This is a genomic window from Bradyrhizobium sp. LCT2, assembly GCF_009931255.1.
Taxonomy (GTDB): domain Bacteria; phylum Pseudomonadota; class Alphaproteobacteria; order Rhizobiales; family Xanthobacteraceae; genus Bradyrhizobium; species Bradyrhizobium diazoefficiens.
The window spans coordinates 4,724,258-4,744,266 of sequence record NZ_CP034432.1; the positions used below are offsets into that span (position 1 = coordinate 4,724,258).

The 20,009-nt window shown below is 65.2% G+C and carries 22 protein-coding genes; 11 read left to right on the plus strand and 11 right to left on the minus strand.

Annotated elements, in window-relative coordinates:
- Positions 1-93 precede the first annotated feature (93 nt).
- A complete protein-coding gene (locus tag EI171_RS22845; RefSeq protein ID WP_028171668.1) occupies positions 94-1,227 on the minus strand; it encodes a glycosyltransferase family 4 protein in 1,134 nt (377 codons plus the stop codon).
- A gap of 201 nt (positions 1,228-1,428) precedes the next feature.
- Between EI171_RS22845 and EI171_RS22850 the strand changes: the two genes are divergently transcribed.
- Positions 1,429-3,699 carry an exopolysaccharide transport family protein gene (locus EI171_RS22850; RefSeq protein WP_161534750.1) on the plus strand — a complete coding sequence of 757 codons (2,271 nt, stop codon included), beginning with the start codon at positions 1,429-1,431 and terminating at the stop codon, positions 3,697-3,699.
- Between the two features lie 211 nt (positions 3,700-3,910).
- On the opposite strand, the gene EI171_RS22855 is transcribed toward EI171_RS22850, so the two are convergent.
- A complete protein-coding gene (locus EI171_RS22855; protein WP_161534751.1) occupies positions 3,911-5,092 on the minus strand; it encodes a GNAT family N-acetyltransferase in 1,182 nt (393 codons plus the stop codon).
- Between the two features lie 130 nt (positions 5,093-5,222).
- On the opposite strand from EI171_RS22855, the gene EI171_RS22860 reads away from it, so the two are divergent.
- Positions 5,223-6,263, plus strand: coding sequence for a polysaccharide deacetylase family protein (locus tag EI171_RS22860; RefSeq protein WP_161534752.1), 1,041 nt, complete (start codon positions 5,223-5,225; stop codon positions 6,261-6,263).
- Between the two features lie 18 nt (positions 6,264-6,281).
- On the opposite strand, the gene EI171_RS22865 is transcribed toward EI171_RS22860, so the two are convergent.
- On the minus strand, positions 6,282-6,500 hold the full coding sequence (locus EI171_RS22865; protein ID WP_011087732.1) for a DUF2842 domain-containing protein: 219 nt from the start codon (positions 6,498-6,500) through the stop codon (positions 6,282-6,284).
- A gap of 124 nt (positions 6,501-6,624) precedes the next feature.
- Between EI171_RS22865 and EI171_RS22870 the strand changes: the two genes are divergently transcribed.
- Positions 6,625-7,707: a COX15/CtaA family protein gene (locus EI171_RS22870; protein ID WP_161534753.1), complete on the plus strand. Its 1,083-nt coding sequence runs from the start codon at positions 6,625-6,627 to the stop codon at positions 7,705-7,707.
- Between the two features lie 19 nt (positions 7,708-7,726).
- Here the strand turns inward: EI171_RS22870 and EI171_RS22875 are convergent, their stop codons facing one another.
- The 4 genes from EI171_RS22875 to EI171_RS22890 all read right to left on the minus strand — a co-directional run bounded on the left by EI171_RS22875 (position 7,727) and on the right by EI171_RS22890 (position 11,236).
- The gene (locus EI171_RS22875; RefSeq protein WP_028171673.1) at positions 7,727-8,071 is read right to left on the minus strand and encodes a hypothetical protein; all 345 of its coding nucleotides are present in this window, start codon (positions 8,069-8,071) and stop codon (positions 7,727-7,729) included.
- Positions 8,072-8,276: 205 nt separating this feature from the next.
- A complete protein-coding gene (locus EI171_RS22880; RefSeq protein ID WP_011087730.1) occupies positions 8,277-9,557 on the minus strand; it encodes an O-acetylhomoserine aminocarboxypropyltransferase in 1,281 nt (426 codons plus the stop codon).
- 138 nt (positions 9,558-9,695) lie between these two features.
- Positions 9,696-10,280, minus strand: a complete 585-nt coding sequence (locus tag EI171_RS22885) for a CoA-binding protein (RefSeq protein WP_038966316.1) — start codon at positions 10,278-10,280, stop codon at positions 9,696-9,698.
- 131 nt (positions 10,281-10,411) lie between these two features.
- Positions 10,412-11,236 (minus strand): enoyl-CoA hydratase, encoded by an 825-nt coding sequence (locus EI171_RS22890; protein WP_038966315.1) that lies wholly within the window; start codon positions 11,234-11,236, stop codon positions 10,412-10,414.
- A gap of 85 nt (positions 11,237-11,321) precedes the next feature.
- On the opposite strand from EI171_RS22890, the gene EI171_RS22895 reads away from it, so the two are divergent.
- The 6 genes from EI171_RS22895 to EI171_RS22920 all read left to right on the plus strand — a co-directional run bounded on the left by EI171_RS22895 (position 11,322) and on the right by EI171_RS22920 (position 14,999).
- Positions 11,322-11,750, plus strand: a complete 429-nt coding sequence (locus EI171_RS22895; protein ID WP_011087727.1) for a PaaI family thioesterase — start codon at positions 11,322-11,324, stop codon at positions 11,748-11,750.
- Between the two features lie 158 nt (positions 11,751-11,908).
- Positions 11,909-12,373, plus strand: a complete 465-nt coding sequence (rplM, locus tag EI171_RS22900) for a 50S ribosomal protein L13 (RefSeq protein ID WP_011087726.1) — start codon at positions 11,909-11,911, stop codon at positions 12,371-12,373.
- A 1-nt stretch (position 12,374) separates the two neighbouring features.
- Complete coding sequence (rpsI, locus tag EI171_RS22905; RefSeq protein WP_011087725.1) at positions 12,375-12,854, plus strand: 30S ribosomal protein S9; 480 nt, start codon at positions 12,375-12,377, stop codon at positions 12,852-12,854.
- A gap of 230 nt (positions 12,855-13,084) precedes the next feature.
- A complete protein-coding gene (locus tag EI171_RS22910) occupies positions 13,085-14,305 on the plus strand; it encodes a diguanylate cyclase (protein ID WP_038966314.1) in 1,221 nt (406 codons plus the stop codon).
- A gap of 56 nt (positions 14,306-14,361) precedes the next feature.
- Complete coding sequence (locus EI171_RS22915; protein ID WP_038966313.1) at positions 14,362-14,601, plus strand: hypothetical protein; 240 nt, start codon at positions 14,362-14,364, stop codon at positions 14,599-14,601.
- Between the two features lie 101 nt (positions 14,602-14,702).
- Complete coding sequence (locus EI171_RS22920; RefSeq protein WP_025036647.1) at positions 14,703-14,999, plus strand: antibiotic biosynthesis monooxygenase; 297 nt, start codon at positions 14,703-14,705, stop codon at positions 14,997-14,999.
- A 6-nt stretch (positions 15,000-15,005) separates the two neighbouring features.
- Here the strand turns inward: EI171_RS22920 and EI171_RS22925 are convergent, their stop codons facing one another.
- Entirely contained in the window at positions 15,006-16,139 is a 1,134-nt protein-coding gene (locus EI171_RS22925; protein ID WP_161534754.1) for an AI-2E family transporter, read from the minus strand.
- A 250-nt stretch (positions 16,140-16,389) separates the two neighbouring features.
- Here EI171_RS22925 and EI171_RS22930 point away from each other — a divergent pair, with 250 nt between their 5' ends.
- The gene (locus EI171_RS22930) at positions 16,390-17,163 is read left to right on the plus strand and encodes a gamma-glutamyl-gamma-aminobutyrate hydrolase family protein (RefSeq protein ID WP_028171680.1); all 774 of its coding nucleotides are present in this window, start codon (positions 16,390-16,392) and stop codon (positions 17,161-17,163) included.
- Between the two features lie 95 nt (positions 17,164-17,258).
- On the opposite strand, the gene EI171_RS22935 is transcribed toward EI171_RS22930, so the two are convergent.
- From EI171_RS22935 to EI171_RS22945, 3 genes are all read right to left on the minus strand, one after another.
- The gene (locus EI171_RS22935) at positions 17,259-17,504 is read right to left on the minus strand and encodes an EF-hand domain-containing protein (protein WP_082757040.1); all 246 of its coding nucleotides are present in this window, start codon (positions 17,502-17,504) and stop codon (positions 17,259-17,261) included.
- 179 nt (positions 17,505-17,683) lie between these two features.
- Positions 17,684-18,241 carry a cytochrome b gene (locus EI171_RS22940; RefSeq protein ID WP_246740249.1) on the minus strand — a complete coding sequence of 186 codons (558 nt, stop codon included), beginning with the start codon at positions 18,239-18,241 and terminating at the stop codon, positions 17,684-17,686.
- Between the two features lie 289 nt (positions 18,242-18,530).
- Positions 18,531-19,508: a GlxA family transcriptional regulator gene (locus EI171_RS22945; RefSeq protein WP_028171682.1), complete on the minus strand. Its 978-nt coding sequence runs from the start codon at positions 19,506-19,508 to the stop codon at positions 18,531-18,533.
- 152 nt (positions 19,509-19,660) lie between these two features.
- Here EI171_RS22945 and EI171_RS22950 point away from each other — a divergent pair, with 152 nt between their 5' ends.
- Positions 19,661-19,918 (plus strand): tautomerase family protein, encoded by a 258-nt coding sequence (locus EI171_RS22950; RefSeq protein WP_011087716.1) that lies wholly within the window; start codon positions 19,661-19,663, stop codon positions 19,916-19,918.
- Positions 19,919-20,009: the final 91 nt, after the last annotated feature.

Below are 20,009 nucleotides of genomic sequence, written 5' to 3' on the forward strand. Positions count from 1 at the left end.
CCCGTGGCGCAGCCTTGCACCCCGGGCGAGCATCCCCCGGCACCTCGATTATCGGACAAATCGGAAGAATCTCTAAAGCGACCTTAAGGGTGGTTAATGATTGGCAAATGCGTCGCGATAGCCCGCGATCACGCCGTCAACCATCGCCTGCTGGGAAAAATGCGCGGAGATGCGCTCGCGTAAGGAGGATGCGCGCTGCGCTGTCGCCTGCGGATCGTCGAGTGCGGCCGCAATCGCTTCCGCCATCGCCTCGGCGTTGCTTGCCGCGAACAGGGCCGGGCTCTCCGTGCCGAATATCTCCGGAATGCCGCCGACGCGCGCGGCGATCATGGGAATGCCGGCCGCGCCCGCCTCGATCACCACATAGGGCATGGAATCGCCGCGCGAGGGAACGACCAGCAGCCGCCCTTTGGAGAAGCCGTAGCGTGCCTTGACGTGGCCGATGAAGCGGATCGCGCCGGAGAGGCCGAGCCTCTCGACCTGCGCCTTCAGCGCTGCCGTCTCCTCGCCGTCGCCGCCGAGCGTGAGGGTGACCTTCTTGCCGCCTTCGTGCAGGCGCGCCACGGCATCGACCAGCAGATCCGCGCCCTTGATGTGCCTGAACTCGCCGACATAACAGAGGTCGGTGGCATCCTCGGTGGTGACAACAGGCTCGAATTCCTCCGGCGTCACGCCATTGAAGACGCAATGCACCACGCCCTTGGGTGTGCCGACGATGCGCTGATAGGTGTCGCGGGCAAACGCGCTCTCGAACAGGAACAGGTCCGTCGAGTCCATCAGCGAGCGTTCGAGCCGCGCATAGAACTCGCCCTTCAACGTGTTGAGCGGATAGTGCAGCGAGCCGCCATGGGGCGTGTAGATGCGGATGGTGTCATCGGAGCGCCGCCGCATGCGAATGAACGCGCCGGCCTTGGCGCCGTGGCCGTGCATGACATCGGGCTTGAGCTCCGCGATCAGGCGCCGCATCCGAAGCCACACCAGGACATCGTCGGGCGACGGCTCGCGGCGGATCGCCATGCGGTGCACGCCGAGCTTCAGTCGCGGCGCGAGCTCGGCCAGCGCCTTGTCGGCGCGCTCGCCGCCGGTGAGGCGGTCGGCGAGAATCCCGACATGGTGGCCGCGATCGACCTGACCATTAGCGACGTCGAGGATGTGGCGGAAGATGCCGCCCACGGGGGCGCGCACGGCGTGCAGGATGCGAAGCGGCCGGTCGGGAGAGGGGGGCATGATCTGAACCAGCGCTCGACGGCGAATGCCGAACAATTTCCGAAATATCGAGACGGATTAAGAGGCCTCGTGGTTAACAAACGGTGACGGGCGCGCGTGTGCCCATCGCGGGATTAACGCGATTAACCCAGCGGCAACCTTAATGGAGTGTAATCGCCCCGGTTGAGGTAGCTTGGTGGCGTTGCCCTGCGGGAGTGTTCGATGCGTTTAGCGTTCTGGCGTGCCGGCAAGGACAAGGCGGTGGTCGAGCGGGCTGTTTCGAAGTCCAAAGCCGAAGCCAAGCCCGAAGCCACGCCCAAGGTCGAAGCAACGCCTGCGCCTGCTGTCACCAGGCAGGCGTCCGGTGAATCCGGCGACATCGATCTGCACGCGCTCGGCGGCGCGCTCGCCCGCAAGCGCGGCTGGATCATCGTGCCCACGGTGCTGGCGCTGGTCGCGTCCGTCGCCGCCGTCAATCTCGTGACGCCCCGCTACAAGTCCGAGTCGCGCATCCTCATCGATGGTCGCGAGAACGTATTCCTGCGTCCGAGCAGCGACCGCAGCACCGAGGAGCGGCAGGCGCTCGACCCCGAGGCTGTCACCAGCCAGGTACAGCTCGTGCTGTCGCGCGATCTCGCGCGCGAGATCATCAAGAAGAACAAGCTTGCGGAACGGCCCGAATTCGATCCGGTGCTGCAAGGCATTTCGCCGCTGAAGTCGCTTGCGGCGCTGGTCGGCATCGGCCGCGATCCGTTCTCGATGACGCCGGAAGAGCGGGTGCTCGACGCCTATTACGATCGCCTCCAGGCCTATGCCGTCGACAAGTCGCGCGTGATCGTGATCGAATTCCAGTCGGCTGACCCGGATCTCGCCGTACGCGTCGCCAATTCGATCGCCGACGGCTATCTCGTGCTTCAGCAGAATGCGCGCCAGGACCAGGCGCGCAATGCCAGCCAATGGCTCGCGGGCGAGATCGAGAATCTGCGCAAGAAGGTTTCCGACGCCGAAGCGAAGGTCGAGGACTTCCGCTCCAAGTCGTCGCTGTTCGTCGGGACCAACAACACGACGCTGTCGAACCAGCAGATGGGCGAGGTCAATACCCAGCTCAACAACGCGCGCTCGATGAGGGCCGATGCGGAATCCAAGGCGCGGCTGATCAAGGAGATGCTCCAGAGCGGCAAGCCGATCGAGGCGTCCGAGGTGGTGAACTCCGAATTGATGCGGCGGCTGTCCGAGCAGCGGGTCACGTTGCGGGCGCAGCTCGCTGAACAGTCGTCCACGCTGCTCGGCAATCACCCGCGGATCAAGGAGCTGAAGGCGCAGCTCGGCGACCTCGACAACCAGATTCGCGACGAAGCGGCCAAGATCTCCCGCTCGCTCGAAAGCGATGCGCGCATCGCCGGTGGCCGGGTCGACGGCCTGACCACGAGCCTCGAGCAGCTCAAGAAGCAGGCGACCTCGACCAACGGCCAGGACGTCCAGCTCCGCGCGCTCGAGCGCGAGGCCAAGGCGCAGCGCGACCTGCTGGAAACGTATCTTGGCAAGTACCGCGAAGCGAGCACCCGCGAGAGCATCGATACGGCGCCGGCGGAAGGCCGCATCATTTCGCGCGCCGTCGTCTCGAACACGCCGGCCTATCCGAAGAAGCTTCCGATCGTGCTGATCGCAACCATCGCGACGTTGCTGCTCTCGTCCGGTGTCGTCGTCACCGGCGAGCTATTGCGCCAGACCGCGCCGCGCGCGGCGGCTGTCTTTGCTCCGGCGCAGCCGCAGGCACAGGCGGCGGTTCGTCAAGAACCATTCGTCCGGCCGATGGTCGAGCCGGTGGTCGAACCGGTCATGGACGAGCCCGCGCCGCTTCAGCCGGAGATGACGGCCGATGCCGATGTCACCGAGTTTGCCGAGATCGAGCATCTGGCCGACAGGCTGCGCGCCGCGGCGGCAAAGAAGATCACGGTGCTCGGCACCGCGCCAGGCGAAGCCGTCACGCTGTCGGCGCTGACGCTGGCCCGGCACCTGGCGCGCGATGCGCGGGTGGTCGTGGTCGATCTCGCCGCATCCTCGCCGACGATTGCCGCGGTGTCCGTCGATGCCGCGGCGCCCGGCCTTGCCGAGCTGATGCAGGGCGAAGCCTCGTTCGCGCAGGTGATCACCCGGGACAAGCTGTCGCGGCTGCATCTGGTCATGGCCGGCCGTCCCGGCTTCGACCGCAGCCTGCTGCAATCGCCGCGCGTGACGCTCGCGATCGACGCCTTGCTTCGCGCCTACGACCACGTGCTGCTCGACGCCGGCAGCGCCTCCGACCTGCCGGCAGAATTGCTGACCGCCAATGCCCGCGCCGTCGTGGTGCCCGATGCGTCAATGGAGCCGGATGCGCGCAGGCTGATGAGCGAGCAGCTCAAGGCCGTCGGCTTCAGCGAGGTGACGATGCTGAGCAGGCCGGTCCAGCCGTCGGATGCACGCGAGACGGGACCGCGCGTGGTCGCGGCTTAGTAGATTTTACCCTCTCCCCGTGTGGGCCCCGTGTGGGAGAGGGTGGCTTCGCGAAAGCGAAGCCGGGTGAGACGGGTGAAGGGTCTCTCTCCACGAGTTCGGAATCGTAGGGTGGGCAAAGGCGCACTTGCGCCGTGCCCACCACCTTTCAACGATTGCGGCAGAGGTGGTGGGCACGCTTCGCTTTGCCCACCCTACGTTACTACGAAGTCTACCCGAACGCTCGCCGTAGCCGCTGCGCCAGATCGAACAGCATCTGGTTCTGCTTCACCAGCCGCTTGCCGTGGCTGAGCGAGGACATCGCCATCGCCGCAAGCTTGCCGCGCGAGGTCAGCGGCACGAAGCTGTCAAAGATGTCCTCGTCGTCCTTGCAGAACATCCGCTTGTAGTCGTCCGAGCCGATGCCGAGGTCGAGCGAGCGGTAGCCGCGCTCGGCGTAGCGGTCGATGATGTAGCGCATCAGGATCAGGCCCGGGCTGTAGCGGGCGTGCTCGGACATGGTGTAGGTGTTGAACATCATCGAGAAGCGCTGGCCGTCGGCGACGCCGGCGAAGATCGCGATCACCTCGTCGTCGCATTCGAGCGCGTGGATGTCGATGACACGGCCGTCGCCGCGCGGCGACAGGCAGGCGCTGCGGACGAACTGTTCGACGCCCGGCTCGGCGAAGACGTTGGGCAGTTTCTGTTCGGCCATCCGCACCGGCTTGACGCGGAAGAACCAGTCGAGCAGGCAGGTGACGTCGGCGTCGTTGGTGGCGAGGTGATAACGATAGCCGGCGAGCGCCTGGAGCTTCTTCTCCTTGCTCTTGAGGCGGCGGCGGAAGGAGTTGCTGATCCGCGACGCGGGCGGGCCGCCCGGCTCCATCACCAGCAGCGGGCAGCCGTTGATCGCACTCTGCCGCGGGAGAGCCGCGAACGGGTTCTGCTGATCGTTCCAGCGCAGCGGCTGCTGCGTCAGCGAGAGCACGTCGACATGCTCGCGCAGCGGCGCGAGCAGTGCGTCGAGATCGGCGGCGACGGCCTGTGCCGCGAACTCGGCGTTCCACAGTCCCATGTTGAAGGTCGTATGCTTGCCGCCCATGAAGCAGGCCGTGCGCACCCCGTGGCCTTGGCGCAGCGAGAGCGGCAGCAGCAGGACCGGTGCATGTTCGGCGTCGCGGGCGATCACGATGAAGGGGCGCGCGCCCTCGCAGCCGCCGACCAGCCGCTGCCAGGGGCTAAGCAGGTCGAAGCGCTGGTAGGGCGTGAAGAGGTGGCCGCTCTCCTCGAGGGCGCGCCAGACCGGCTCGGCCTGATCGAGATCGGTGACGATATCGACCTGCGCGATACGGCTCGCTTTCGACCGCGCTGGCGCTTCTGCCGTCCGGCTTTGCATCGCCGCAGCCATGGTCATTCGCGAAACCTGTCGAGAAATCAAAAATATGCGTAATTCGGCCTGTGGCCGACCTTTGCAAAGAAATGTCAACAAAGGGTAATGACAATAGGCGAGGGAACGGGCCGCCGGCGAGCGCGAAGGTGGGATATTGGCATCCGACGACAGATGGCTGGAACGGCTGCGCCATGAGCTGACCTGGTTCACCGGCCAGGCCGCGCTGCGCAGTCGTGGAGCTGGCGCCATCCTGCGCTTTCAGCACGTGCGGCCGCGGCGGCGCGGCGGATTTCAGCCGCTGCGCGAGAACGAGATCACGCCGCAATTCCTCGACCGTGCCATTCGGGCGCTGAAGCGCTGGAAGTACGACATCCTCGGCATGGACGAGGTTTGCCGGCGTGCAGTGACGCTGCCGGAGAAGCGGCGCTTCGCGGCGCTCACCTTCGACGGCGCCAGCAAAGATCTGATCACGTTCGCCTACCCGGTGCTGGCCCGCCACGCCGTGCCGTTCACGATCTATGTGCCCACCGCGTTTCCCGACGGGGTCGGAGAGGCCTGGTGGCTCGGGCTCGAGCAGGTGATCGCGCGCGAGAGCCGCATCAGCCTGATGATGGGCGAGAAGGAGCAGCGTTTCACAGTCACTGATAATGCCGAGAAGCAGGCGCTGTTCTCGCATCTCGAGATCTGGCTGCGTTCGCTGCCGCCGGCGGATGTGTCGGCTGCGATCGCCGATCTCTGCACGCGCTACCGGATCGATCTGGCTGCGCTCTCGCGCGAAGCGTCGATGGATTGGGAGGATCTGGCGAAGCTCGCGGCCGATCCGCTCGTCACGATTGGCAGCGCGACCGTGAACTATCCCGTTCTCGCCAACATGAAGGATAGTGCGGCGCTGCGTGAGATGACGATGGGCAAGGTGGTTGCGGAAGCGGCCTTCCACCGCGAGATCAGGCATCTCGCTTTTCCGTTCGGCGATCGCGCCTCGTTCCGGCGCAGCCACGTGGTGATGGCGGAGGAGGCGGGCTTTACCAGCGCGGTGTCGGCGATACCAGGCATCGTGGATGCGGAAGGGCGAACCAATCTGCGCGCGCTGCCGCGCATTTCCTGGGATGGCCGGGTGCGCTCGTTGCGCATGCTGCGCGTGCTGGCGTCGGGTGTCGCCTTTGCGCCGGTGAAACCGACCGGCCGCGCGACGTAGGAGCGTTACGTAGAAGCGTTAGGTGGGCTTGGCGCGATCGGGCCGCTGCATCCAGCTCACGATCGGCATCGCCGGCAGCACCCAGCCCATGCCGACCACCACGTAGTAGATCGCCTGCCGCCAGCCGGATTCGGCGATCCACGGCATCTGCGCCGCCGCCATGCCGAGCAGGGCCCAGACGGTAGCCAGCACCAGGAGCAGGATGGCGCCGAGGAACTTGCGGGTGCGGATCGTCATGACGGAATGTCGCGGTCTCTTGCGTAACTTGCGCTGCGGGAGCGGGGGACTATAAGGGGCACGCAGTCCGGTTCAAGCCTCCTGGTTCAAGTCTCTTAGCTACAAGGTTTGGTTTCGCCCTGAAATGACGACGATTTCCGCCCCGTCCGAGCCGTATCGCGCCGTGCGCTGGTGGCTGATTTCCGTGGCCGCGCTGATCGCGCTGATGGTGCTGGTCGGCGGCGCGACGCGGCTGACGGAATCCGGCCTCTCGATCGTCGAATGGAAGCCGGTAACGGGCAGCCTGCCGCCGCTCTCGGCGGCGCAGTGGACCGAGGCGTTCGAGGCCTACAAGAAGATCCCGCAATATCGCGAGCTCAACGCGGGCATGAGCCTGTCCGAGTTCAAGGAGATTTTCTGGTGGGAGTGGAGCCACCGGTTGCTCGGCCGCTTCATCGGCGTCGCTTATCTGTTGCCGTTCCTGTTCTTCCTGTGGCGCGGGGGCTTGTCCCGTGAGTTGAAGCGCAGGCTGTGGCTGCTGTTCGCGCTCGGCGGGCTTCAAGGCGCGGTCGGCTGGTGGATGGTGGCCTCGGGTCTCTCGGAGCGGGTCGAGGTGTCGCAATATCGGCTGGCGACGCATCTGGTGCTCGCGCTGCTGATCTTCGCCGGCATCGTCTGGACGGTGCGGCGGCTCAAGGAGCGGGCGCAGATCGCCGCGCCCGCGCGGCTGCGGTTCACGAGTGCGCTGCTGCTTGTCGTGACCTTCGTGCAGATCTATTTCGGTGCATTGGTCGCGGGCCTGCGCGCGGGCCGCGCCTACAACACCTGGCCTGAGATCGACGGCGCGCTCATTCCCTCCGCCGAGCGGCTGTGGTTCGAGACGCCGTGGTGGCGCAACATGTTCGACAATGTGCTGACGGTGCAGTTCGAGCACCGCATGACGGCCTATGCGCTGTTCGTGTTGGCGGCGCTGCATACGTTCGACGCGGTGCGTTCGCGCGCGGGTCTGGCTGCGAGCGGCGCGCTCTGGCTGTTTGCGGCGGTGAGCCTGCAAGCGGTGCTCGGCATCCTCACGCTGCTCAACCAGGTGCCGATCGGGCTTGCGCTCGCGCATCAGGCAGTCGCGATCGCGGTCTTGACGCTCGCGGTGATGCAGACGGAACGGCTGGCCTCGCGGCAATCTGCCGAGACGCAGCCGCGCGTGGTTCCGGTCAGTCAGCCCGGCTGATCACCATCAGCCCGGCTGATCAGCAATAGCCGTAGACGCCGCACGCGTAGGGCAGGCGCCAGAAATAGTCGACCTGTTTCCCGCCGTAATACGGGCCCTGATAGTCGTAGTCCCAGGGGCGGCCATAATAGCCCGGCAGCGTGTGAGAGCCGGGCAGCAGCGGCGTGCCCGGCAGATTGCGGACGTAGCTGCCGATGCCATAGGCCGGCGAGATCAGCGCATCCGGATCGGTCTCGACATAGACGGTTGGCGCCTCCTGCGGCGGCACGGCGGCCCGCCGCTTCGGCGTGGCCGGAAGGTCGGCGGCGAGCGCGCTTGAGAGCGTCAGCATCGCCGCAAGGGCAGGCACCATCCAGCGCAGCATCGTCGGCTCCGAATCAAAGGGCGATCCAAAGACGATGTATGCGGCCGATATGGTTAATGACTGTTAACTGAGGGGCGGCGCCGCCACCATGCGCCGTCCGTCATTCCGGGGCGGTCCGGTAGGACCGAACCCGGAATCCAGAGATGAGCAAATGACGTCGAGATTCCGGGTTCGGTGCTTCGCACCGCCCCGGAACGACGGGCAACTAAGCCCCCAGCGCCTGTTCCAGATCGGCGATCAGGTCTTCCTTGTCCTCGATGCCGATCGAGAGCCGCACCACGTCGGGGCCGGCGCCGGACTTCACCTTGGCGGCGTCGTCGAGCTGGCTGTGCGTGGTCGAGGCCGGATGGATCACCAGCGAGCGGGTGTCGCCGACATTGGCCAGATGCGAGAACAACTGCAGTTTCGACACCAGGCTGACGCCGGCGTCATAGCCGCCCTTCAGGCTGAAGGTGAACACGGCGCCTGCGCCCTTTGGCGCGTATTTGCGCGCAAGCCGGTTGTACTTGTCGCTGGCAAGGCCCGCGTAGCTGACCGAGGCCACCGCCGGATGGCCGGCGAGGAATTCGGCGACCGCCTTGGCGTTGTCGCAGTGCTTCTGCATGCGCAGCGGCAGCGTCTCGATGCCGGTCAGGATCATGAAGGCGTTGAACGGCGACAGCGCCGGCCCGAGGTCGCGCAAGCCCAGCACGCGGCAGGCGATCGCGAAGGCGAAATTGCCAAAGGTCTCCTGGAGGCGGATGCCGTGATATTCCGGCCGCGGCTCCGACAGCATCGGATATTTGCCGCCGGTCGACCAGTCGAACGTGCCGGCATCGACGATGATGCCGCCGAGCGAATTGCCGTGGCCGCCCAGAAACTTCGTCAGCGAGTGCACGACGATGTCGGCACCGTGATCGATCGGGCGGATCAGGTAGGGCGAGGCCAGCGTGTTGTCGACGATCAGCGGCACGCCCGCCTTGCGCGCCACCGTCGAGACCGCCTCGATGTCGGTGATGCTGCCGCCGGGGTTGGCGATGGACTCGATGAAGATCGCCTTGGTGCGCGGGGTGACGGCGCGCTCGAAGCTGGCGATGTCGTCGGAATCGGCCCACACCACGTTCCAGCCGAAGCTCTTGAACGCATGCGTGAACTGGTTGATCGAGCCGCCATAGAGCTTTCGCGCGGCGATGAACTCGTCGCCGGGCTGGAGCAATTGCTGCAACACCACGACCTGCGCGGCGTGGCCGGAGGCAACGGCCAGCGCCGCCGTGCCGCCTTCGAGCGCAGCGACGCGTTCTTCCAGCACCGCGTTGGTTGGGTTGCCGATGCGGGTATAGATGTTGCCGAACGCCTGCAATCCGAACAGCGAGGCGGCGTGGTCGGCGTCGTTGAAGACGAAAGAGGTCGTTTGATAAATCGGCGTCGCGCGCGCACCGGTCGTGGGGTCGGGCTGTGCACCGGCATGCACGGCGAGGGTTGAAAATCCCGGAAGGCGATCGCTCATTGAGGGCGTCCTGTTCTTGTGGTCTGAAATCGCGCGGCATGCTGATCGGCGCCGCTGCTGCCGTCAAGGCGCGGCTTCACATCGGAACGATCGTTCTGCGTATTGTCGCGTTCGCGAAAAGAATCGTTCGCAATTGCGTCAGCTTTGCTCGCTCTTGTTTTTGGCGGCACGATCGGATGCCGCGGTATCGCCACCGCCGACACTCATCCGATTGAGGGATAGCCGCATGCCTTGCGTCGGCGCCGGCGCGCGCTTGGAGCTGAGCGTGCGCGAATTGACGCCCATCCAGGAGATCTCGGACGACAAGCGGCCATATTCGATCTTTGGGCAGCGGTTCATCACGACCTTGATACCGACCGCTTCGGCCTTCGCCGCCGCGACGTCGTCACGCGCGCCGAGCTGCATCCAGATCACCTTCGGCAGCGGATCGAGCGCCAGGGCTTCCTCGACCACGGGCATGATGTGGCTGGAGTTGCGAAAGATGTCGATCATGTCGACGGGACGGCCGATGTCGGACATCGAGGCGACGAAGGGTTTTCCGAGCAGCTCCTTGCCGACATGGCCGGGATTGACCGGAATCATGTCATAGCCGCGCTGCGCCAGATATTTGAACGCGAAATAGCTCGGCCGCACATTGACCGGCGAGGCGCCGACCATCGCGATCGACTTCACGCTGTTGAGGATGGCGCGGATGTAATTGTCGGGATAGGCGTCGTGGTTCATCTTTTTCTTTCGTTCGTCATTCCGGGGCGGCTCGCAGAGCCGAACTCGGAATCTCGAGATTCTCAGGTGCGCAATTGCGCACCATAGTTCGATGCTCCGCATCGCCCGGAATGACGGTGCGTGAAACGTCGCTATTCATCCCGCCACGTCGGCGCGCGCTTCTCGATGAAGGCGCCGATGCCTTCCTCGGCGTCGCGCGCCATCATGTTCTCGGTCATCACCTCTGCCGCATAGCGATAGGCGTCCGCAAGGCTCATCTCGGCCTGGCGATAGAACGCCTCCTTGCCGAGCTTGACCGTGTAGGCGGATTTCAGCGCGACCTGTTCCGCCAGCGCAATCGCGGCGCCGCGCTCGGTACCCGCTGTCACGACGCGATTGACGAGGCCGATCTCGCGGGCGCGGTCGGCCGTGACAGGCTCGCCCGTCAGCAGCATCTCCATCGCCTGTTTGCGCGGAACGTTGCGCGACAGCGCCACCATCGGCGTCGAGCAGAACAGGCCGATGTCGACGCCGGGCGTGGCGAACTTCGCGTCCTCCGAGGCGACCGCGAGATCACAGCTTGCGACGAGCTGGCAGCCGGCGGCGGTCGCGATGCCCTGGACGGCGGCGATCACGGGCTTTGGCAGGTGCACGATCGCCTGCATCATCGCGCTACAGGCGTTCATCATCTCGGCGAAATATGCGCGGCCGCGATCGGGGTCGCTGCGGCGCGCGGTCAATTCCTTCATATCGTGGCCGGCGGAGAAGGCCGGACCGTTGGCGGCGATGACGGCGGCGCGGATGCGCTTGTCCTCGGCAATTGCGTTGAAGCTCGCATGCAGCTGGCCGATCATCGCCTCCGACAGGCTGTTGCGCGCGGCGGGGCGGTTCAGCGTGAGCACGGCGACGGTGCCGACGATCTCCCGCAGCAGGATCGGCGGTTCCGGGAAGGGGGGGCGGGCGGGCTGGACGGACATCGAAGCGTTTCCAGTTGGATTATTGCAATTGGATGATGCAGATAACCTAATGTAACAGCGGACCTGAAGCGAGGGTGGGGGTGGCATGGCGTTAGCGAAAATGAGCGTGGCGGAGGTCGAGCAGTTTCTCCGTGACGAGTTTCCCCAGGCCTTCAGTGGCGGCGACATCACGATCGAGAGCGCGGACGGCCAGACCTGCCTTTTGCGCCAGCGCTACAGCGAAAGGATGCTGCGGCCGGGCGGAACCGTGTCCGGCCCGACGCTGATGGCGCTCGCCGATTTCGCGATGTACGTGGTGCTTCTGTCCGCGATCGGGCCGATCGGGCTCGCGGTCACCACCAATCTCAACATCAACTTCCTGCGCAAGGGCCAGCCCGGCCAGGACGTTCTGGCCGAGGCGCGGCTGCTCAAGCTCGGCAAGCGCCTGGCGGTCGGGGAAGTGAACCTCTTGTCCGGCACCTCGCCCGATCCGATCGCCCATGTCACCTCGACCTATTCCATTCCAAATGTTTGAGCTTTTTGCAGGTAATATAGCACCATATTTTTAAGCTGTTGATTTTACGAGCGTAATTTCCGTCTTCGGGCATTGACCGTTGCGCGTCTCTTCTCTAGAAAACCGCGCAGTCCGGTGCGGTGTTCGCGCCGATATCTCCCGTCCACGGAAACTCCGATATGAAAACCTTTTCGGCAAAGCCGGCTGAGGTGACGAAGAAGTGGGTGCTGATCGACGCCAAGGGTCTGGTCGTCGGCCGTCTCGCCACCATCGTCGCCATGCGCCTGCGCGGCAAGCACCTCCCGACCTACACCCCGCACGTTGATTGCGGCGACAACGTCATCATCATCAACGCGCAGCATGCGGTCCTCACCGGTCGCAAGCGCGAGCAGAAGACCTACTACAAGCACACCGGCTATGTCGGCCACGTCAAGGAGCGCACCGCGCGCCAGATCCTCGAGGGCAAGCATCCCGAGCGCGTGCTCGAGAAGGCCGTCGAGCGCATGATTCCGCGTGGTCCGCTCGGTCGCGTGCAGATGGGTAACCTCCGCGTCTACGGCGGGGCCGATCATCCGCACGAGGCGCAGCAGCCCGAGAAGATCGACATCGCCAAGTTGAACCGCAAGAACACGAGGGCCGCATAACATGGCCGAATCCATTCAGTCGCTCGACCAGCTCTCGCAGCTCAAGACGGCGGCCGCGCCCGACGCGCCCAAGCACGAGAAGAAGGTCGACAAGTTCAACCGCGCCTATGCCACCGGCAAGCGCAAGGACGCGGTCGCCCGCGTCTGGATCAAGCCGGGTGCCGGCAAGGTCACGGTCAATTCGCGTGAGGTCGAGGTCTATTTCGCGCGTCCCGTGCTGCGCATGATGATCGAGCAGCCGTTCTCCGTGGCCCAGCGTTCCGGCCAGTACGACGTGATCTGCACCGTCGCCGGCGGCGGTCTGTCCGGCCAGGCCGGTGCCGTCCGTCACGGCATCTCCAAGGCGCTCACCTATTTCGAGCCGGAGCTGCGTACCGTGCTCAAGAAGGGCGGCTTCCTCACCCGTGACAGCCGCGTGGTCGAGCGCAAGAAGTACGGCAAGGCCAAGGCCCGCCGGTCCTTCCAGTTCTCGAAGCGTTAATCGCTTCGGTCACATTCGCCGCGAAAGCGGCTTCAATGAGATGCAAAAGGGCGCTGATTTCAGCGCCCTTTTTGTTGTTCGTTTGTATGCAAATTGACGACGTGTTTCCCGAAAAGTTGGGGCCGCGTGAAAACCTGAATGGAACCCGCGGGAACTTAGCGTCGCCTTTGGAAGGGCGCGCAAATCGGCTGGGCCGGTCGCGTAACTGCTATGTTTTCAAGGGGGCCGACATGATGTCGCTCGATAGCATCACGCTCTATTTGGTTGCCACCATGGTCGCCGCACTGCTCGGCGCCATGATGGTGTTCTTCGGCAGGCAGGAGAACAGTCCTGCGCTGAAATGGTGGGGCACCGCCTATCTCCTCGGCGCGGCCTCGGTCGCGTTGTGGACGGCGGCCGGCGACAGGCTGGGGCCGCATCTCTATCTGGCGTTAAATGCCGTCGGCTTCGTCGCCTGCGGCATGGTGTGGAACGCGGCGCGCGTCTTCCACGGTCGCAAGCCGAACTGGCCCGGCCTCGTGCTCGGCGCGCTCGCATGGGCCGCCGCCGTGACGCTGCTCGATCCCGCGGCGTCCATGCTGCGCATGATCATCGGCGCCGGCATCGTCTCGGTCTATGCCGCGCTGACCGCAAGCGAGCTCTGGGTCGAGCGGCGCAAGAGCCTGCAACGGCGCTGGCCGGCCTTCGTGGTGCCGGTGATGCACGGCTGCGTGCTGATGCTGCCGATCCTGCTCGGCAGCTTCCTGCGCCCGCACGATGCCGGCTTCTCCAGCAGCATCTGGGTCACCGTGTTCGCGGTCGAGCTCGTGCTCTATGCCGTCGGCACCGTGTTCGTGATCTTCATGCTGGTGTCGGAGCGCGCCGTCACCGCGCACCGGACCGCCGCATCCACCGATCCCCTGACCGGCATGCTCAACCGCCGCGGCTTCTCCGAAGCCTGCGGCCGCGTGATCGAGCGCGAGGCCAAGGCCGGGCGTCCCGTGACCGTGATGATCTTCGACATCGACCACTTCAAGTCGATCAACGACCGCTTCGGCCATCCCGCCGGCGACGAGATGCTGAAACTGTTCTCGACCGTGGTCGTCAGCAATCTGCGCATCACCGACATGTCGGGCCGCATCGGCGGCGAGGAATTCGCGGCGTTGCTGCCGTGTTCGCTGGAGGAGGGCGTGCTGGTCGCCGAGCGCGTGCGCGAAGCCTTCGAGACCTCCGGCGTCGTGGTCGATGAGGGCCCGGTCGACACCACCGTCAGCATTGGCGTCGCCGGCGGTCCGGCCGGTACCGAGCTCGAGGTGCTGCTGGCCTCGGCCGACACTGCACTCTACCAGGCCAAGCGCGGCGGCCGTAACCGCGTCGAGGCCGCGGAGGAGCTGCCGCTGTCGCTGGAGAACTGGCGCCGCCAGAGCGCCGCGCGGATCGGCGCGCCGCAGGCGCGTCCGGCCACGGCTTGAGGCAAAGGGCCCTGCGGTAATTCCTTGTTTACCATTCGATCCCTACCATTCCGGTCATGGAATCGATCCGTCGACAGACCCCGCAGGCCGCCCTGATGTCGCTCGAAGCTCAAGCCGCCTCGGCGCGAGGCGGCTTCGCCTGTCTGTTCTCGACCGCGGAGGAATATGAGACGGCGCTGATCACCGAGCGCCGTGCCCAGGGACGCTACACGCAGCAGCGCCGCAGCTATTGGCCGCTCGCGCTGTTCGTCGGTTGCGCGCTCATCGTGGCAGGCACCGTCCTGCTGTTCGCCTGAGAGACCTGCAGTTTCCGGCCAGCCAGGGCGCCGTTTCGGCGCCTTTTTCTTTTGGGCGGGGTGCGGTAGACACGCCCGTCAAACAAGGAGGGTGGAAGCCGATGATCACCGAGATCGCGCAAATCGACGTCAAGCCGGGCAGCGAGAAGGATTTCGAGGCCGCCGTCGCCAAGGCCAAGGCCGCGTTCGGCCGCTCCAAGGGCTTTCACGGCTTCGAGCTGCACAAGTCGATCGAGAAGCCGCAGCGCTATCGCCTGATGGTGAAATGGGCGACGCTGGAGAACCACACCGTCGATTTCCGCGGCTCCGAGAACTTCACCGAATGGCGCGGCCTCGTCGGCCAGTATTTTGCTGCGCCCCCGGAGGTCGAGCACACCGAGACTGTGCTGACGACCTGAGCCACCTCAAGCCGCCTCTGCCAGGGGCGGCGCCTCATAGGTCTTGAAATGGTCGATCATGACCTTGGCGATGGCGACCAGTGGCAGCGCCAGCGCCAGGCCCCAGATTCCAAAGACGACGCCGAGCAGGATCTGGAACGCGAACAGCGTGGCCGGCGGAATGTCCAGCGCCTGCCGCTGGAGCAGCGGCGTCAGCACGTAGCTCTCCATCGCATGCACGCCGAGAAACAGGATCAGTGCGGATAGCGCCGGGATCCAGCCCGAGGCGAGACTCGCCAGCACCACGACGACGCCGGCGATGATGGCGCCGACGGTCGGGATGAAGGCGAGGAGGCCGGCCTGGATTCCCAGGATGAACGACCCGGGGATGCCGATGATGGCCAGCCCGATCCAGGTCACCACGCCGACTGCCAGCATGACGATGATCTGCGCGATCAGCCAGCGCTCCAGCGTCTCGCTGATGCGGTCGACGATGAGCGTAGCCCGCGTGCGGTGCCTGGCCGGCACGAGGAACAGCAGGCCGTCGTGATAGACGCTGGGCTGGGCAGCGAAGGCCAGCCCGAGAAACAGCACGATGAAGATGTTGCCGACGGCGCTGATGGTGCCGAGCAGCAGCTTGAAGGTCTGGCTCACGATCGCCCCGCCGCTGGACGCGAGGGCGCCTGCACCCGGCAAATTGCCGCGCGGGGCCGTGTTTGGGGTGGGCGTCGACCCTGCATCGGTGGAGGCGGCGGGTGCGGCGTTGCCGAAATCGAAGAAGCTGGTGTCGATGCCGTGGTTGTCGAGAAAGGACTTCACGTTGGTGATCTGCGACCTGATGGTCTTGCTGAGCAGCGAGGCCTGTTCGGCGATGGTGGCGCCGCCGAGATAGGCGACGCCCGCGAGCATCAGGGCCAGCGCGATGCAGACGATCGCAAGCCGTATTGTGTGCGGCAGGTGCACGCGGCGGCCGAGTGCATTGGTCAGCGCGTTGAGTCCGACGCCGAGCAGCATGCCGGTGAAGATCAGGAGCAGGGTGGCGGCAAAATACCAGGTGAAGGCGAGCAGCGCCGTGACCAGCACGACGCTGATGCCGCCGACCGAGATGGCCCAGGCCAGGTCGCTGCGGGTCCGGGGTCGTTCATCTCGGGAAATTGTCACGTCGTCTCCTTTTGGGAAGGCCGCAGAGCGCACTCTTTCGCCAAATCTCACCTGGGATCAAGCCGAGGCTATGCACCGGTTTGACGCCTCGGCGGGCCTGCTTTGGCCGACGCCGGGCGCGAAAGGGGGGCCGACGCGGCGCCAAAGGCGCGAAAATAGCATTGCCGTCCCGCAATCCCTTCGGTTGAATTTGTTCCATCGGAAGGGCATGTTTGGAGAATCTTCTTACGGGGGAGGTCGGAAACGGAAGATGAGAAAGCCGGTCGTCGGCGTGATCGGGAACGCCCATCGCGTCGAAAATCGATTTCAGGTCCAGATGGTCGGCGAGCGCAATTTGCGTGCGGTGGCCGAGGTCTCCGGCGGCCTGCCGGTGATGTTTGCGGGCTCGCCCGACATCACCGACATCGGTGCGTTGCTCGATACCGTCGACGGCATCGTCCTCACGGGCGCCCGCGCCAACGTCCATCCGACCCGCTTCAACGTAGACCCTTGCGAGAAGCACGAGCCCTACGACATCCACCGCGACGAGGTGGCGCTGGCGCTTTCGGTCGCCTGCGTTGCCCGCGGCATCCCGCTGTTCGGCATCTGCCGCGGCCTCCAGGAGATGAACGTCGCCTTCGGCGGCTCGCTGCACCCCGAGATCCGCGAGATCCCGGGCCGCATGAACCATCGCATGCCCCGGCTCGAGAACGGCGAGATCCACCCCGATCCGACCGTGGTGTTCGCCGACCGCCACGATGTCGACCTCACGCCGGGCGGGGCGTTCGCACGGCTGCTGGGCTGTGAGAGGATCCGGGTCAATTCTCTGCACGGCCAGGGCATCCTCGATCCCGGCAAGCGCGTGCTGATCGAAGGTGTCGCCGAGGACGGCACCATCGAGGCCATCCGCATCGCGGAAGCCCCGACCTTTGCGCTCGGCGTGCAATGGCACGCCGAATACGATCCCCAGCGCAATCCGATCAACCGGAAGCTGTTCGAGGCGTTTGGCGCAGCGCTGGTGGAGCGGCAGCGCGCGACGGCGTAGACCACGTTCGTGTCCCGGACAAGCGAAGCGCTGATCCGGGACCCACGCCGCTCGGAGGTCCTGCTGGGGGATAGCTCGTTTGGCGGATAGTCAGCCTATCTTCTGGTTTGTAGGAACGCTTGCATCTCTTCCGGCGTGAGTTTGCCATCCTTATTGCTGTCCATTGCCTTGAAAATTCGCTCGTGGGCTGCCTGAAACTCCGCCGACGAGATGGCTCCGTCGCCGTCGGAGTCCATAAGCGCAAACATCATGCGGAACATTATGGGAGGCCCCATCGCGTCCACACCCATCGTGCTGCGCCCCTTCATCGCGCGACCCATCATGTCTCCACCACCCATCATGCCTTGTCGCTCTCCGGACGGGCTTGCGGGGGGCGTCGTTTGCGCTGGATGAGCCGGTCGCGAACCTGCACCCCACGGTTCATGCGGCGCCACAAAGGTCCAGAAATAGCACGTTGGTCCGCCGCCGCCTCGATCGTTGCATCACTCGCCGAGGATGTTGCGGTACCCGTGGTACGTCATCATTTGCCGCGAGGTAGCATGCGGTTCAGCGTATTGTCGCGAAAAACGATATGATGGATCAGAGCTGCGCCAGCATGAAAGAACGCGACGAATACAAGCGCGTGGGCCGCAATTTCGTGGATCTCCTTGACCGAATGCGCGAAGGCTCTATCTCGTATCCATGGCGATGATATTTCGTAGATGCCGAGCAGCGGCAACGCCTCGCCACGCGCAAACTGCGTAACGATCCCGGCGACCGGAACGACAACGAGCAAGGCGTAGAGCGTATAATGAAAAAGACGGGCGGATGGGTCGGCGAAGGCGCCAAGCCATCTGCGGAATTCGTTTGGCTCGGGAGCCGGCGGCGGAACGGCCGCCCTCCACACCAGCCGCATGATCAATGCGGCCAAGATCAACAGGCCGGCGGAAACATGAACAAGCAGGCCTGTCTCGCGCGCGCCACCCTTGGGCAAGTCATCGCCAAATATGCCGAGCGTCCACGCAACGATCACCAAAACGACCGTCGCCCAGTGGAGGAACTGGGGAATAGTACCGTATCGGTCAGGGGAACTCGTCAATGTCGCCTCCCTTCGGCTTCGATCCGGTGGCGCGGGTCAACTCTTCAAACATCATTACATCAGAAAAGTCGCGCCAACTCGTTGATCCACCTCATGGCGCGACCTGTTTCTCGCGCGAGGATGGCTGCATCTTTCTGAGACGAGTTCGATTACTGCGTATTACGGTATTGCTCGGCCGCGATCTGCTCACGGCGTCGGGCCGGAGCAGAGTTAAGTGCACTGTCGCCGCAGTTGTGGATTTGCTGGGCGAGCAAGGCGCTAAGCTGGGTCGAACACCCTTGGTCAGCGGTTACGCCGTCCGCTCCATCCGCCGCGCGCGATACGCCTGAGGCGACATCAACGTCAGCTTGCGGAACGCCTTGCGAAAGCTGCTCTCGTCTTCATACCCTGTCGTGCGCGCGATGGTCTTGATCGGCTGCGTCGTTGTCTCCAGCAGCGTGCGCGCGTGCTCGACGCGGCGGCGCATGATGAAGGCTTGTGGCGGCTCGTGCGTGAGCTCCTGAAACTTCCGGTTCAGCGTGCGCTCGCTGAGGCCGAGCGCGCCGGCAAGGCGCTTGACCGTCATCGGGCTCTTGCCGGTGCGACGAACCAGCAGGTCGGCCCTGGTCAGCAGCGGGTCCTGCGAGAGCAGGTAGCCCACGGGCATGAAGATCGATTGGGTGCGCTGTGCGGTGTCGATGACGACGTAGTCCGCGCACAGTTTTGCGATCTGCTTGCCGTCGACCATCTCGATCAGCCTGAGCAGGAGGTCGACCCACGACATCGGGCCGGCGGCGCAGACGACGCGGTCCGCGCTGGTGATGACGGCGTCGGGGGCGAGATCGATCGCGGGATGGCGCTGCCGGAGCTCGCTTTGCAGCCACCAGGTGATGGTGGCGCGGCGGTTGTCGAGCAGGCCCGCTCCGGCAAGCAGGAAGACGCCGCTGCAAAAGGCGCCGATCAGCCGGCCGTTGGCGTGCTGTTGCCGCAGCCAGGCGCCGGCACGGACGTATTGCGGCCGCAGGCGCTCGGCCGTGACGTGATCGACGAGGTTGCCGGGGACGAGGATCGCGTCGAAGCCGGCGCGCTTGCCGATCGCGCCGTCGACTGCGACCGTCTGGCCGCCGCCGGCGCGCACCGCCTTGCCGTCGAGCGACAGCGTCTGCCAGGTGAAGCGGGATTTTTCGCCGCTCTGCTGCATGACGTGATTGGCGAGCGACAGGACGTCGGCGACGCCTGAGATCGCCGAATGCATGCAACCTTCCAGCGCCAGAACTGCGAGCTTCATGGGATCTCCTGCCAGCCACTGGCGACCCTAACCGATCGGCGCCAGCGATGCGTGGCGGAAATTGCCCGATCTCTGGCTGATCCGCCACTGCCCTGCCCGGGGCGCCGGGTCCAAATTCGCTCTGTCGTCACACGACATGATTGGAGAGAGACATGCCTTACGTCACCATATCCACCGTCCGCGGCATCCTGGACGCCGCGCAGAAGAAAACGCTGCTCGAACGCGTCACCGACCTCCTGGTCGAGGTCGAAGGGCAGGGCAGTCCGGACTTCCGCCGCAACGTCTGGGTCAGGATCGAGGAGCAGGAACCTTCGCACTGGTCGCTCGGCGGGATGCAGCCGACGAGCGAGATCATCGCGAGTACGTTCGGCGCGATCGGAGCGGACGGGGTGCGGATCGCGAGGCCGTAGCCGCCAAGCGCGCGGGCGGATCAGCCCAAGGCATGGTCCCCAAGGCATGGTCCGCCACCGCCCTGCTCAACCGATCCGCGGGGCGATTTCC